This is a genomic window from Streptococcus sp. M334 (assembly GCF_000187745.1).
GTDB lineage: Bacteria > Bacillota > Bacilli > Lactobacillales > Streptococcaceae > Streptococcus.
In genome coordinates, this window is sequence record NZ_GL732494.1 from 1 (window position 1) to 13959 (window position 13959).

At 36.4% G+C, this 13959-nt stretch carries 20 protein-coding genes; 9 read left to right on the forward strand and 11 right to left on the reverse strand.

The window, feature by feature from the left end; genetic code table 11:
* Positions 1-234: 234 nt before the first annotated feature.
* Together HMPREF0851_RS14275 and HMPREF0851_RS14280 are read right to left on the reverse strand one after the other, a co-directional pair.
* Complete coding sequence (locus tag HMPREF0851_RS14275) at positions 235-435, reverse strand: hypothetical protein (RefSeq protein WP_000969569.1); 201 nt, start codon at positions 433-435, stop codon at positions 235-237.
* 9 nt (positions 436-444) lie between these two features.
* The gene (locus HMPREF0851_RS14280; protein ID WP_001015615.1) at positions 445-705 is read right to left on the reverse strand and encodes a hypothetical protein; all 261 of its coding nucleotides are present in this window, start codon (positions 703-705) and stop codon (positions 445-447) included.
* Between the two features lie 128 nt (positions 706-833).
* On the opposite strand from HMPREF0851_RS14280, the gene HMPREF0851_RS14285 reads away from it, so the two are divergent.
* The 9 genes from HMPREF0851_RS14285 to HMPREF0851_RS14320 all read left to right on the forward strand — a co-directional run bounded on the left by HMPREF0851_RS14285 (position 834) and on the right by HMPREF0851_RS14320 (position 5763).
* Entirely contained in the window at positions 834-1871 is a 1038-nt protein-coding gene (locus HMPREF0851_RS14285) for a hypothetical protein (RefSeq protein WP_000459709.1), read from the forward strand.
* 379 nt (positions 1872-2250) lie between these two features.
* On the forward strand, positions 2251-2634 hold the full coding sequence (locus HMPREF0851_RS14290) for a hypothetical protein (RefSeq protein WP_000450403.1): 384 nt from the start codon (positions 2251-2253) through the stop codon (positions 2632-2634).
* A gap of 253 nt (positions 2635-2887) precedes the next feature.
* The gene (locus HMPREF0851_RS14295) at positions 2888-3532 is read left to right on the forward strand and encodes a recombinase family protein (protein ID WP_000181340.1); all 645 of its coding nucleotides are present in this window, start codon (positions 2888-2890) and stop codon (positions 3530-3532) included.
* 250 nt (positions 3533-3782) lie between these two features.
* Positions 3783-4175: a hypothetical protein gene (locus tag HMPREF0851_RS14300; protein WP_000523900.1), complete on the forward strand. Its 393-nt coding sequence runs from the start codon at positions 3783-3785 to the stop codon at positions 4173-4175.
* Positions 4176-4193: 18 nt separating this feature from the next.
* Complete coding sequence (locus HMPREF0851_RS16335) at positions 4194-4364, forward strand: hypothetical protein (RefSeq protein WP_001097413.1); 171 nt, start codon at positions 4194-4196, stop codon at positions 4362-4364.
* Positions 4365-4383: 19 nt separating this feature from the next.
* Positions 4384-4839: a hypothetical protein gene (locus HMPREF0851_RS14305; protein WP_000829098.1), complete on the forward strand. Its 456-nt coding sequence runs from the start codon at positions 4384-4386 to the stop codon at positions 4837-4839.
* Positions 4839-5228, forward strand: a complete 390-nt coding sequence (locus tag HMPREF0851_RS14310) for a hypothetical protein (protein WP_000592169.1) — start codon at positions 4839-4841, stop codon at positions 5226-5228. The genes HMPREF0851_RS14305 and HMPREF0851_RS14310 overlap by 1 nt, the downstream gene beginning before the upstream one ends.
* An 18-nt stretch (positions 5229-5246) precedes the next feature.
* Positions 5247-5588 (forward strand): hypothetical protein, encoded by a 342-nt coding sequence (locus tag HMPREF0851_RS14315; protein ID WP_000797953.1) that lies wholly within the window; start codon positions 5247-5249, stop codon positions 5586-5588.
* The gene (locus HMPREF0851_RS14320) at positions 5581-5763 is read left to right on the forward strand and encodes a hypothetical protein (protein ID WP_001284807.1); all 183 of its coding nucleotides are present in this window, start codon (positions 5581-5583) and stop codon (positions 5761-5763) included. Before HMPREF0851_RS14315 ends, HMPREF0851_RS14320 begins: the two co-directional genes overlap by 8 nt.
* Positions 5764-5981: 218 nt before the next feature.
* Here HMPREF0851_RS14320 and HMPREF0851_RS14325 read toward each other — a convergent pair whose 3' ends face one another.
* From HMPREF0851_RS14325 to HMPREF0851_RS14365, 9 genes are all read right to left on the reverse strand, one after another.
* Positions 5982-6392 (reverse strand): MORN repeat-containing protein, encoded by a 411-nt coding sequence (locus HMPREF0851_RS14325; protein WP_000429316.1) that lies wholly within the window; start codon positions 6390-6392, stop codon positions 5982-5984.
* Positions 6379-6822, reverse strand: coding sequence for a low molecular weight protein-tyrosine-phosphatase (locus tag HMPREF0851_RS14330; RefSeq protein ID WP_000737445.1), 444 nt, complete (start codon positions 6820-6822; stop codon positions 6379-6381). The genes HMPREF0851_RS14325 and HMPREF0851_RS14330 overlap by 14 nt, the downstream gene beginning before the upstream one ends.
* A 46-nt stretch (positions 6823-6868) precedes the next feature.
* Complete coding sequence (gene yajC / locus HMPREF0851_RS14335; RefSeq protein WP_001069288.1) at positions 6869-7168, reverse strand: preprotein translocase subunit YajC; 300 nt, start codon at positions 7166-7168, stop codon at positions 6869-6871.
* Positions 7169-7284: 116 nt separating this feature from the next.
* Entirely contained in the window at positions 7285-9261 is a 1977-nt protein-coding gene (gene tkt, locus HMPREF0851_RS14340; RefSeq protein WP_000067884.1) for a transketolase, read from the reverse strand.
* Between the two features lie 116 nt (positions 9262-9377).
* Positions 9378-10001 carry a hypothetical protein gene (locus HMPREF0851_RS14345; RefSeq protein ID WP_000932642.1) on the reverse strand — a complete coding sequence of 208 codons (624 nt, stop codon included), beginning with the start codon at positions 9999-10001 and terminating at the stop codon, positions 9378-9380.
* 50 nt (positions 10002-10051) lie between these two features.
* Positions 10052-11038: an RNA-binding cell elongation regulator Jag/EloR gene (gene jag / locus HMPREF0851_RS14350; RefSeq protein ID WP_000260029.1), complete on the reverse strand. Its 987-nt coding sequence runs from the start codon at positions 11036-11038 to the stop codon at positions 10052-10054.
* A 17-nt stretch (positions 11039-11055) separates the two neighbouring features.
* The gene (locus HMPREF0851_RS14355; RefSeq protein ID WP_025169909.1) at positions 11056-11880 is read right to left on the reverse strand and encodes a membrane protein insertase YidC; all 825 of its coding nucleotides are present in this window, start codon (positions 11878-11880) and stop codon (positions 11056-11058) included.
* Positions 11855-12226 (reverse strand): ribonuclease P protein component, encoded by a 372-nt coding sequence (gene rnpA, locus HMPREF0851_RS14360; RefSeq protein WP_000739243.1) that lies wholly within the window; start codon positions 12224-12226, stop codon positions 11855-11857. Before rnpA ends, HMPREF0851_RS14355 begins: the two co-directional genes overlap by 26 nt.
* Before the next feature lie 164 nt (positions 12227-12390).
* Complete coding sequence (locus HMPREF0851_RS14365) at positions 12391-13530, reverse strand: tyrosine-type recombinase/integrase (protein WP_000466068.1); 1140 nt, start codon at positions 13528-13530, stop codon at positions 12391-12393.
* Positions 13531-13959 lie beyond the last annotated feature (429 nt).

Below are 13959 nucleotides of genomic sequence, written 5' to 3' on the forward strand. Positions count from 1 at the left end.
AGAATTAGTTTCACCGCCCAATTAATAAGCCAAGCACAAGCAACAAATCCAAGAATATATGCCATTAGTTTTCTCATAGCTGGTCTCCTTTCTGCCTCCATTTATACAAGAAAATTGGTGAAAAGTTAAATTTCATTACCTTCAGTTTTTAGAGCGATTGGAATGAATTTTAAGTAATGAAACAGTAGTATATTTCAACATATTTTTTACTTTTGTCTAGTCCAATCAAGGCTTTTATTTTCTTTCGAATTTTCTCAATTCGGATTTTGCAGCCAAGAAAAGTTCATTGATTTCTTGCCGTTTTTCCAGAAATTCTGCCAGGGCGATTTCTTCTTCACTATAGTGCTTTTTATCTGCTTGTTTTGGTTTTTCGAACCAATCCCAAAGAAATACAACAACAATGATAATTATAAAAGCTATAAAGTAGTCCATCATAAAGCTACCTCATTTCATCTTTTCAGTAGCGTAATAAGTGAACGCTTTGAGAATATACTCGGTGTAGGCTTTAGCTTCTGGTGTATTTTTGAGTATTTCAGTCTGAGTAAGCGCCAGATTGCCCACTTTATATAAAATGTCGCTAGCGAGAAGCTCCAAGGCCTGATTATCTGCCATCGCTTCACTCAGTGTTTTAGCTACTTCTAACTGATAGGGACTAACAAGTTGAGGAAGTTCTACTTTTGGGGTCGATTTTTGAATATGATTCATGAGATTTCTCCTTTGATTTTGGTATAATTGTTTTAAGTTAGCTAACTTATGGCTTTATTATAGAAAAGTCCAAGCGTGATTTGTTGCCAATAATTGTGCTAAAATCTTGCCAGTTTCGGAGGTGCTTGATGTTTGATATTCCTAATCTATTTTCTATTATTTTAAAACACGCCAATAAAACGACTTGGTCTGATAGAAAGAAAGTTAGCGTGGGCTTATCGCTCGTCTTACATGTATACTCTTTGGCTTATCTATCGGATACAACCTTTAATAAATTATTTACAGGACAAAATAAAGGACGAACCCTTTACGGAATCGTCCAAGATGAGATAGATGAGACAGAATTTTCAGCTTATATTTTCAAGACTGAAAAGCGGTTAAGTGATACCAACTACAAAGAAAATAAGTTCTTATTGGCTGACACGTTAGAAGATTTTTTTGAACTAATAGAAGAATCGCAAAATCTGCCAAAGTCAATTTTATTAGGTTTGAAGCAGTCTTACAAACTTAATCACCAAGACCGACCTTATCTTTTTCTGGCTGAGTGTTTATTTTATGCGTTAGCTTGCCAGCACAACAAACAACAGCAGTATATTGAGCCAGACTTTAGCCAAGAAACAGAAGTTGTATCAAGACCATTAGAAGAGCTTGTGTCACGAGCTAACGGTTATTCGAAGCGGATTACTCAAGACTTAAATCGTTTTTCAGAAGAAGAACTCCAACTGTTCAGAAAAATAGCACAATTTACTTTTTATGATGAATCTTACGATGAGCTCTCTGACGATTACATTTTAGATTATTACTTGATTTCTCACGCTGATTTTCTAGATTTATTCACCAAATATGGTATCAAAGGAAATGACATTTCAAGATTGAAAGAATACGGTCTAATTTCTGGTGGTGGCAGACATGAGATAATTGTAGAAAAAGGAGAACTATCTGGTTTCCAAAATGATAACCTCGTCTTAACTTTCACCACTGAATCTGACGAAAGAATAACTTTTGAATACAGCGCCTTCCACCTAACAGATACCGCCAAAGCCTTGATTGAGATTTTTGAGATTGAAACTAATGATGAGTTTTTTAGGGAGTTGGGAAAAATATTTGAGATTAACTTAAAAATATTGCCGATTGTTGTGAGTATTTCAGGATGGATAAAGGAATAAAAGTTTTTTAAAAATCCAATGAAAACGTTTGATATTTTTCCTGAAATTTTATATAATAAATCCAAGAGTGTAGTTCTCATTAATAAAGAGCTTGTCAACACCTATCTCATTTGTCGAACCGTAGGAGCTTCCTATGTGGTCCTAAATGAATATAGAAATCGGCAAGCTCTTTTTGGAACTAAAATAAATAAGTTAGGGGTGATACACCTATATTCTCATAGTTAATTTGGTATATAGAAAATCAAAAAGTATTTTCTATTGAGGTATTCAAAATAAGAAGAGAGGTGCTATATATCATGTTTAAACACTTCGGTGTTAGTAAATATATCTTTACTCCACCAGATAAACTGGTCGCTTTTCGATGTATGGAGGATTCACCATGGAAACAACACATTTGTTTGCTATTGTAATACTAGTGGGTGAAAATACTATTAATTATTTTACACCAGAATTAATTTTAGGAATTATCAGCCCTCTTATCCCTAATCTCTTTGAATGCTACCAAGTATATACGGCATTAGTGAGAAGAAGTCCTCCTAAAAACCGATCGCTGAACGCCCCTAATAGACGGAACACTCAAAAGAGTAAAGTGCTAAACAGTAAAATACGTTTTATTGTAAAGAATAGGTTTTTAGGGATTTTTTTACGAGTGGATTGGTTTAAAAGTAAACAACATATTAAAGTGAGTTCAAATAATGAAAATAATACCAATATGGAGAGCAGACAAGAAAAAAGCCCTCCAGCAGATGCCAAAGAGCACTAAAAATTTTAATTCCAGAAGAAGCTCCGAGAGGAGTGCCAGACTTCTGGATGCTATAAATATATAAAGCAGTTCCTGAAATGCAAAAATAAGGAACTGTTTTATTTTTCTTCGCAAGAAGTAATCGCTTACAACCTGCGACTCAGTTAATTATACTCCTATATTATTTTTGTGTCAAGTGTTTTTGCTTTACAGTTATTCTGATTTTTTCTCTAAAATATAACTACCTGCTACAATGGTAAGGAAAGGAGAAATTTTGACAAATCATCACAAGAACAAATTAGAAAATATCAAAACCATAACCATTGACTATGCCAGAGTTAGCTCAACAGATAATCGGCAAGAATTAGGGTTATCTGTTCAAAAAGAAGCACTCGGCTTTTGCGATAAACTCTATATTGAAAAAGATTCTGGTGGAAATCAAGAGCGACCGAAGCTTGAGAAGGCGTTAAAATTAGCCAAAAATTATGCTAAACAAGGTGTTAAAACAAATTTTGTTGTGTATAAATTGGATAGACTTACCAGAAAAATGCTTCACCTATCTGCTATTATTGAAGATTTAACCAAACATGGTATTCATCTTCAATCTATTCATGAAAATATTGAAACAGATTCTTTAACTGGAAAATTCTTTTGTTTAATGTTGGGTTATGTGGCAGAATGGGAGCTTCAAGCTATTTCTGAACGCACTAAAGACGGACTCCGTAAAGCGAAAGAAAAAGGCGTTAAACTTGGCAATAAAGGGTTGCCTAAAGATACCGAAAAACAAATAATCGAGCAATACCTACGAAAAGAATTGCCTGTGCGCAAGATTGCGAATCAGCTGAGTATTTCCACCGCAACCATATATAATGTGCTAAGGCGCAATAGTATTCAAATAAATAGAAAAAATCACCTATAATTGATTGACAAATCCTTAGAAAAATAGTACATTAAACCTATCAACAGTTTTAGCAAACGGTCGTTTGTTAAAACAATCAAAGTTATCAATAAAAATATTTAAAATGCTGATTTAATAAGGTTTTAGTTACCTTGTTGAATTGGCATTTTTATTTTTTCATTGTTTTAGTTGACGACCGTTCACTAAAACAAACTCAGCCCCTATTGTAGCAGGGATTTTTTGAGTGAAAAATAAAAAATGGAGGTTCTTTATGGGACTTAACGACTTAAAAGCCGATTCAGTTGAGGTGACAACCAAACTTTCGGTTTCTGATATTGGCGTGATTCTTCAAGAAATTTGCGCCGAGTGGAAAACAACCCCAGAAGCTATTCAGAGTAGTTCGGGTGCATTAGCTGATTTTGATGATAGAGCTGATATAGAAATCGTCATTAAAGGTAAAGCTGGCTTATTCTCTCCGCAATTTTATGCAGTTCAGGTTTATGTTTACCAACTTGAGAATGAATGTGGACTTCAGCTCATTGCTTTAGGTGATTCTGGATTTTCGAAAATGTGGTATGGTCTTAATGGTGCGATAAAAATGTCTGAAAGCATTAAACGCCGTGACGCCATTGTAGAACGAATTATGCAATATAGTTCAAGATAGAATAGAAAGAGGTTTAAAATGAATACTCGTTTAAATCAAAAAGTAGTTCGTGGTGAATTGGTTGAGGTTATTGAAAGCTCAGGTGGTTTTCTTGGCGGAATTGAATATCAATTAGTCGTTGGTGGGAAGATTAAAGAACAATCCAAAGACCTTAGCTATATTCTTAGTGCCTTTGATAGATATTGGTAATTTATTAGAAAGAGTATCGATGAAGAGAAGGTTATTTTTCTCATTTATAATTTTAATGTCATGTATTATGCTTTTAGGTTGTAGTTCCCCTAAGAACTTCACAGGTAAATGGAAAACCGATATCTTCGACCAAGGAACTGTTAGAGAAGATGGAGCGAAAATCGCAGGTAAAGCAACTGGGCAAGCCGACCTTGCTTCAATTATCTCTAAATATATTCACTGGAATGCTACTATGGAGATAAAAAAAGACGGAACTTTAACAATGGACAACGGCGAAACTTTCTCCGCCAAATGGCATCAAAAAGGCGACAAAATTGTAATTGAAGGAAAAAATATTTCCGGAATTGCAACCCTGTCCGATGACCAAAAGACTTTATATTTCGAAAATAAGCCATTGAATGATAATTCTGATAACCAGAATGGTTTTATGATTGGAGAAAATTCATTAAAGTTTGAATTTAAAAAGGTAGAATAATGATAAAAAAATTAGGAATGGTATTTACATGTTTAGTAATGATTCTGCTACTTGTTTCTTGCGCAAATAAGAGAAAGGATTTAGTTTTATCGAATTTTCCAAGTGTTCAGAATGAGCTAACCGAAAAAGACTTGGTTAAGGCAGTTGGAGCGCCACACGAGAAGTCCTCTTCTCTTAGTGATGTTACCCAGCTATATGAAAAACTACTAAAAATGGACTTATCTAGTAGTGAATCAATCCTGTCTCATAAATCAAATTGGACTGTGGGAATAAATGGTATCATTACAGACTACTACGTTTACAAATTAAAAGACGGTAAGTCAGTGATTGTTTTTCTTAGTAAAGGAAAGGTCGTTGCAATTACAAGAAAAGGTATTGATTACGAGTAATGTAAAAGGTGGATTAATATGAAAAATAGCATTAAAATTCGGTTGGCAATTATAACAATAGCTATTATTGGGTTTCTATTTTACGGATTCAGAGATAATGGTTCGGTGCTTTATTACGGGCAAAGCTATACAGCAGGTTCCGTATTTAATCCTGATTCTTATCTTTCAGCTGGGCTATTTAAATCCGCAGGCAAAGAGATAAACAAACTGGTTTCGAAAAAGCGTGGGAGTAGCCTTACAGGCGTGATGGTCTCTGCTGTAGTTGGCGGAATTACTTTTTTCACACTTTGGCAAGATGACGATTTTAAAGATATTTTAGTAGAGGCAAGAAAACAAGGAGAAAATAATTACAATGGCTAATTTGGATAATTACTTGATTTTGGTTTTTATTGTAGTAACTGGAATTCTTATCGCTATTCAATTTGCAGGCGAGCGTTTTGCGGATTGGCTAACAGATTTAACCGAGCAATTCTTTTCGAAAAGTCTGGATAAGCACGAAGAAAAACGCAGAATGGAAAGAGAGGAAGATAAATAAGTTAAGGAGTTACGGTCTAGTTACATTGCCAGATAAAACTAAAATTATCTTCTCTTATTCAAATCTAAGGTATCTAACCCAAAAAACAATATTTATATTTGACGAATAATAGAAAAAAGACGGCTCATTTTTTAAACCGTCTTTTAATTTACTCATAAGATGTGTGAACTCAGATTGCTTTTAGACTGCTGAGCGTCAGATTGCCTTGTCAGGAGACTTTATTTTTGTTGAAAAACGCCTTGTTTAAAAGTTCCTTCATAAACAACTTCTTGTTCTGTTGTTAGTTTCCCTTTTCCTTCAGCCTGACCATTTACAAAATCACCTTCGTAGGTCCAACCTTCTTTAGATTGAAAAGTACCTTTTCCATTGAAGGCTCCATTGTTGAAACCACCTGTATATTGGTCTCCATTTTGGAAGGTAATGGTTCCTTGACCATTCATTTTACCACGGACAAGACTGCCCTCGTAAACAATTGTTCCATTATCAAACTTTAGAACACCTTTTCCAGGAATATTTAGAAAAAAGACGAGTACAGCACAGAAAACAATGGCAACTACTGCTAAAAGCTCTAAACGTGGACGAGTCAGATAGACACGATATTTCTCGTAAAAATTCTTAAGATTTTCCACCTTTACTCTCCTTTTCTAAACGTTCTAACCAAGCTTGACAGCCCTCTTGAACACGCTGATAGGTTTCTTCAAAATCTCCTGTATACCAAGGATCTGGAACACTTTCAGATGCAAATGAGTAAATCTTATCTTTACAGTCTACTGGACACATCTGACGTAAGTCAGAAACATTTGAAGCGTCCATCCCGATAATATAATCAAAGGCTTCAAAATCTTCCTTACTAATCTGAAGCGATGTTTTGGCTTTGTCATAAGGAATCTCATACTGTTGAAAAATTCCCTGAGTGCCCTTATGAATCGGATTGCCATGTTCCCAAGAGGAAGTCGCTCGACTTTGGATTTCATAATTATCTGTCATTGATTTCATAACAAACTCGGCCATAGGGCTACGGCAAATATTTCCCAGACAGACAAAGACTAGTTTTTTCATCCCATTTCCTTTCTTTTATAGAAAAACGGGAGTTAATAATCCCGTCTTATTTTTCAATTGCGCCTTCGAGTGAAGCTGTTTCTTTCAGCGGTAATACTGTCTTGATAGCAGCTAGTTCAAAAGTCAAGTAAACTCCATCTACATCAAGAACAATTGTTCTCTTCTCAGTATCTACTTCATCGACTGTTCCATAAAGTCCACCGATTGTAATCACTTCATAGCCTTTTTGCAGTTTATTTAAGCTTTCCATACGTTTTTGTGCTTGTTTCTTTTGAGAACGTTGCGTAAAGAACATCAAGCCCACCATAAGGGCTAGCATAATTAAAAATGTATAATTTGGATTCATTCGTTTCTCCTTTGTCTTTTACATAGGACTACTATATCAAATTTCAGCTACTTTTACAAGATTGTACCTTGCTTTTCTAGTAAGAAAAACCAGAGCTTGCGCCCTGATTTTTAGGATCATTTCAAGTTTTGAACAACTTTTACAAGATTTTCTACAGTAAAGCCATATTCTGCCAATACTTTTGGTGCTGGGGCAGAGGCTCCGAAGGTATCAATACCAAGAACGGCACCATCTAGTCCAACATATTTGTACCAGTTTTGACTTGCACCCATTTCAACTGCAACACGACGGCGAACTGCATTTGGTAGGATTTCTTCTTTGTAAGTTGCATCTTGTTTATCAAAGACATCTGTCGATGGCATACTAACTACGCGGACTTTTCCGCCTTGACTAGCCAATTCTTTGGCCGCCGCAACAGCAAGATTAACCTCTGAACCTGTCGCAATCAAGATGGTATCAAAGTCGGATGCATTTTCATAGACAACATAGGCACCTTTTGCAACCTTGTCGAAGTCTGTTCCCTCTTCAACAGTCAAGTTTTGACGTGTCAAGACAAGAGCAGTTGGTGTTTTCTCACTTGTCACTGCAAGGTACCAAGCTGCTTGAGTTTCACGCGCATCTGCTGGACGGAAAACATTTAGATTTGGCATAGCACGAAGACCTGCCAAGTGCTCAACTGGTTCGTGAGTCGGACCGTCTTCACCAACTGCGATTGAATCGTGGGTAAAGACATAAGTCACAGGAAGACCTTGCAAGGCTGACAAGCGGACAGCTGCCTTCACATAGTCAGAGAAGACGAAGAAAGTTCCACCATATACACGAAGTCCACCGTGAAGGGCCATTCCGTTCAAGATCGTTCCCATGGCAAATTCACGAACACCAAACTGAATGTTACGGTTCAAGCGATTGGCATCGTCTTGAAGTCCATCAGTCTTGATATAAGTCATGTTTGAGTGAGCTAGGTCAGCTGATCCACCCAAGAAAGTTGGCAACTTAGCCGCCACAACATTCAAGGCATCCTGACTCGAGTTACGAGTTGCTTGAGAGAAGCCATTTTCTAATGCTGGGAAGTCTGCTGGAGTCACTTCAACTGGATCACGTCCATCGATGATAGCCTCTACTTCTGCAGCCAGTTCTGGGTGAGCTTCTTTATAATCAGCAACTAGTTTTGTCCAAGCTTGATAAGCTGATGCGCCACGGTCTGCAACATGTTCTTTGAAATCAGCATATACTTGTTCTGGGATTTCAAATGGTTCGTAGTCCCAACCAAGGGCTTGACGAGTTGCTGCAGTTTCATCTGCGCCGAGAGGAGCACCGTGTACAGCATTCGTTCCTTGTTTGTTTGGAGAACCGTATCCAATAACCGTCTTCACCTCAATCAAAGATGGCTTACCTGAAGCTTTAGCTGTTTCGATAGCAGCATGGATTGCTTCCAAGTCTGTTCCATCTTCAACCAAGGCTGTATGCCAACCGTAAGCATTGTAACGGTCACGAACGCTCTCAGTGAAGGAATCCTTTGTCTCACCATCCAAGTTGATGTCATTTGAATCATAAAGGACAACCAACTTATCTAGTTTTTGCAAACCTGCGTATGAAGCCGCCTCGCTTGAGACACCTTCCATCAAATCTCCGTCTCCACAGATAACGTAAGTATAGTGGTCAAAGATATTGTAGCCTTCACGGTTATATTTGGCTGCCAAGAAACGTTCTGCCTGGGCAAAACCAGTAGCAGTTGAAATCCCTTGTCCTAGAGGACCTGTTGTAGCATCAATCCCTGCTGTATGGCCAAATTCTGGGTGACCTGGTGTTTTTGAACCCCATTGACGGAAGCTCTTGATCTCATCCATGCTGACATCTTCAAAACCAGAAAGGTGAAGAAGGGCATAAAGGAGCATTGAACCATGGCCTGCTGAAAGAATAAAGCGGTCGCGGTTAATCCAGTTTGGTTGAGCTGGATTGATACGAAGTTGTTTTGTAAAGAGGCTGTATGCCATCGGAGCTGCTCCCATAACCACACCTGGGTGACCTGAGTTAGCTTTATTAATGGCATCAATACCTAGGAAACGAATTGCATTAACAGATAGATTTGACATAGAATTTCCTTTCTATTTGAGGTGATGATTGGATCACACATTCTATTTTACTATTATATGAAAAAATACATAGAATAGCAATTAAACAATTCGACGCCAGATAAGTCTCCTGTTTTCTACTCTCTTGTCGCCTGATAATAGGGAAGCAAGCGTTCATAAGCTTCTTCTAATTTTTCTAAAATCACTTCTAATGATTGATTTTCTATAAAAGAAACATCTGTCTTAACTAACACCTTACGGACTTCCTGATTGGATAGTTTATTTCTTAAAATTTGACGATTTTCTTCGTTCGCATCCCATCTTTGACTTTTACCATCAGAGTAGACTAGATAATAAATCCCTTCAACGGTTGGAATTTCTAAAACTTTGGCCTGCTTGCCTAAAGTTTGCTCATCCTTCTTACGTTCGATAAAACTAACTTCAAGTGAAACTCCAAAATCAGAAGAGCTTCCATACAAACGAATAGCCATCATAGGTTCTGTCACTTGTCCGTCTCTCTGTAGATAGACCCAGAAATGTGGTCGCAAACGTTGCGCCTGATTCATCCACTGGCTAGTCTGTTGGAGTTGCCATTCTGGATGACTTACTTGAAAGGCATTGGCCAGTTCTGTAAAAGCCTTTCTGGCCTCTTGACCTTTGTGGCGAAATGCCAGCATTTTCTCTCGCTCTGCTCCCGCTTTATCAGGATTACGGTACTGCAAACCAGCAAAGTCTAGATAGTCTCTTATCTTATTCAACATTAATTTAATCTCCTCCAGCTAGCAAAAAATCAGGAGAACCCTGATTTTGTTTATTCTGTATCTACAACGACATAGCGATTCGGCTCGTCACCTTCAGAGTAACTAGTCACGCCATCCATACGTGAAATTATACGATGGATAATCTTGCGTTCACTATTTGACATTGGATCTGTTTGTCGGCTGCGACCTTCTTCTAAAACACGAGTCGCCAATTTTTGAGCATAGGTCTGCAAGACTTCTGCACGGTGTTCAACATAATCATTGACATTAATAGTGATATAGAAGGTTCTTGAATAGCGGTTGTAAAGATAATTTTGAGCCAACAGTTGCAAGGCCTTTAAAACTTTACCATGGTAGCCAATAATACGACCTGGTTCGTTAGTATCAATTTGCAAATTGATACTACGACGGTTATAATCATTTGAAAGTGTGGCTTCAACATCCATGTCATCAATAATTGTTTGAACATAAGTCGTTACTTCCGTAGCTACTTGTTCAATATCAAAGCTCGGTTCAACTTTTAAGCCCAAATCTTCTAATTCTTGATGCTCATCTTCTAGCTCCTCGACACCTGAAGGCTCTTCTACTTGTTCATGCATCGTAGCTTCTTTAATTTGCATTTCATTTAAGATTTCAATATGACCTGTTTCTTCCAAAATAGTGCTAGCATGTTTTTCATTTTTCAAGATTTCAGCCTTGACTTCATCAGAAACCCCTTGACCTTCTTCTTCAATCTTTTTAATTGCTTCTACAACATGCCCCAAATCAACGGTCGCTTCACTGACTGTTTTAACTGGTTCATTTTGTTCATTAATTTCTTTAGGAACACCCTTTACAGCTTGTTGATTTGCTTTGATGACAGTTGTTTCACTGATAGCTTCAATGTCAACCTGGGCTGGTTTTTTACCAAATAAACCAAGAAATCCATTTTTTTCACGAGAAATGACTTTGATATGGGCCTTCATTCTTGGAATATCTAACTCTTTTAATCCTTTCTGGATTGCTTCTTCAACAGTTGAACCTGTAAATACTACCATTACCAGATCCCTCCTTATTATTTCGTTTTCTGAGCCTTTTTCTTGGCTTTTCTTTTTCTAGTTTCCAAATCTTTCTGTGCCTGTACTACCGCCTCGCGTTCTGCGATAATCTTGAATGGATTGTTCAAGAAATAGGTTTGCAAGACTTGATAGGCATTGGACACCGCCCAGTAGAGCGCTACTCCGCTCGGAGCATAGACTCCAAAGACAAAAATCAAGACTGGAATCCCATACATCATCGCAGTCGTAGCCCCATTACGCTCAGACAAGGCTTTATTAGACAGCCAAGTACTTAAAAAGGTGAATACAGCTGCCAAAATCGGAAGCACAAGGGTTGTATCCACACCGCCAAGGTTAATCCATAAGAAATGACCTGTCTTTAAAAAGTCAACTCTTGATAGAGCTTGGAACAAGGCCAAAATAACCGGCATCTGAATCAAAATCGGCCAAAGAGAATCTGAATGTCTGACACCCATTTCTTTAAAGACTTTACGCATTTCCTGCTCTAGCTTAGTTCTGCTTTCCATATCTCGACCTGGATATTGTTCTCGTAACGCCTTAATGCGTGGTTGAGCTTCCTGCATTTTTCTAGACGCCACCATTTGCACCTGAAAGACTGGCAAAAGCAGTGTACGAATCAAGACCGTAAAGAGAATAATCCCCACTCCGATACTGATATCAAACGATAAAAAGCGAATGATTTCCGCAAAGAAGTAAACAAATTTACTCCAAAAATCAGCCGAATCGGCTGTAATATCGCTAGCTGTCCCATTGGTTGCACAGGCTGTCATGATCAATAGAGACAGTCCTAGCAAACTAGTCAACTGTAGTTTCTTTTTCACTCCCATTTCCTTCCTGGTAAATCTTTGATAATTTTAATACGTGGAGTAGATTTTTCTCCATCTCTGCGTATTCCAAGGTTTCGACTCCTTTTCGAGCAATGACAACAAAGTCGACATCTTCTACCAGACTCCCTTTTGCATTCTGGATAATATGCCGAATCCGTCGCTTAATTTGATTTCTAGTGACGGCATTCCCCAGTTTTTTGCTAACTGATAGACCTACTCGAAAATGGTTTTTCTGATTTTCTAGTTGGTAGACAACAAACTTGCGATTGGCAAAACTTGTCCCCTCCTTGAAAATCGCCTTAAAATCTTTCTCTCTTTTTACACGAAAGTTTTTCTTCAAAACTCAACTCCATCTATTAAATTACTACTATTATAACATTTTCCACCAATAAAAACTAGACAAATACCGTCAATTATAGACAGAAAGACTATTTCCAAAAATTCTTACCTCAAACATTATAGACAGTTTTTACCACTTCCAGCCATTACTTGGTTACTTTTTGGTTAGTCTTTTAAATCCAATTTATCCAATTTTTCAGTTATATTTGACTTCATTTTCTCAGTAACATGAGTATAAACTCCCAAAGTCATTTTCTCGTTCGTATGACCTACTCGTTCCATAATCGCCTTGATTGGAACTTCCAATTCTGCAAGTAAACTAATATGTGAATGCCTAAAAACATGAGTAGTCAATACAAAATCCTCTTCTTTTTGGATTCCACTTCTTTTAAAACTTCTCTTCAAAAAATCATTAAAAGAAAAAATCATAAAAGGATTCCCATTTTTCGTAAATATAAATCGCCCTTCTTTTTCCATGAGGAGATATTCTTCTATAATCTCTAACACTCTATCGCTAATACCAATGACTCTATAAGAAGCTAAGCTTTTAGGACTATCTAAAAATATTTCTGCCTTACTTCCACTTGTATGTAATGTATGTTTAACTTCTAGTGTTTTATTTTCAAAATCAATATCCTCAAGAGTCAAAGCCAAAACTTCTCCAAAACGTAATCCGGTCAAATACATAAATTCAACAATCAAACGTACTCGTTGATTCTTTTCTTCTTTTTCTAAAAAATTAAGATACTGAACTACTTCTACTCTAGTAAGATACTTATTCTGTTTCTTCCTGACTTTTTTTAAATTCTTCTTCCTTTTTGGCAAAACAACATTATCAATAGGATTCTCACTTATATAACCAACATTTAAGCAATACTTAAAAAATAAGTTTAATAAAACTTTCTTATTTTTCCTATGTTCTGCAGAGCATGGCAATTCTAACAATATATTCTGAACTATTCGACTTGTCACATTCACCAGTAAATAGTCTTCCAATTTTCTGATCTCACCAATAATAGTGTATTTCTGAGACTTAAAAGTACTCCTCTTCAGCTCAGATTCTCGAATTTTTAAATATTCTTCATAGACTTCCTTAACTGTTATTTTCTTTACTTCTGTTTTCTCTTTTTCTATGTTTTCCTTTTTATTTTCTATCTTTTCTTCCAGCAACATTCTAGCTTGCTTTTGTGCCTGTCTTGTTTTAGAAGTTAAAGTTATAGAAACTTGTTTCCACTTGGATTCTTCTAAATCAAAATATTTTTCATAATATCTATATTTTCCATTCTCCAATTCTCTAAAAAACATTTTATACTCCTTTTAAAAATGAGTATATCTCTAGTCAACAACTATAGTATATCATTTTTTTCCAATCAAATATATCTAACTCTCTCTCTATGCAGAAGAAATAGATAAAATCCTCTCACATTAATCAATACTTTTTGTCCTGTTCTAAAAGATATATCTTTAAATTCTTTCGTCTTTTGACTTTCATCTAATCTCCTTTCAATTGTTTTAATACTAATCGAAGGAAATAATTTGCTTTTAAATCCTTCTTTGACACACAAATATCAGGATAATTATTATATAATTTTTCCATTTTTCTTCTCCTTAAAACAACAAAAACAAGCCATTTCTGACTTGCTTTTAATTTTAATATGCACTTTTTTGGTATTCATTCCATAAAGCTTGAAGTTCATCTGCATTTTCTAAAACATACTGTCTTACTATTTTCAT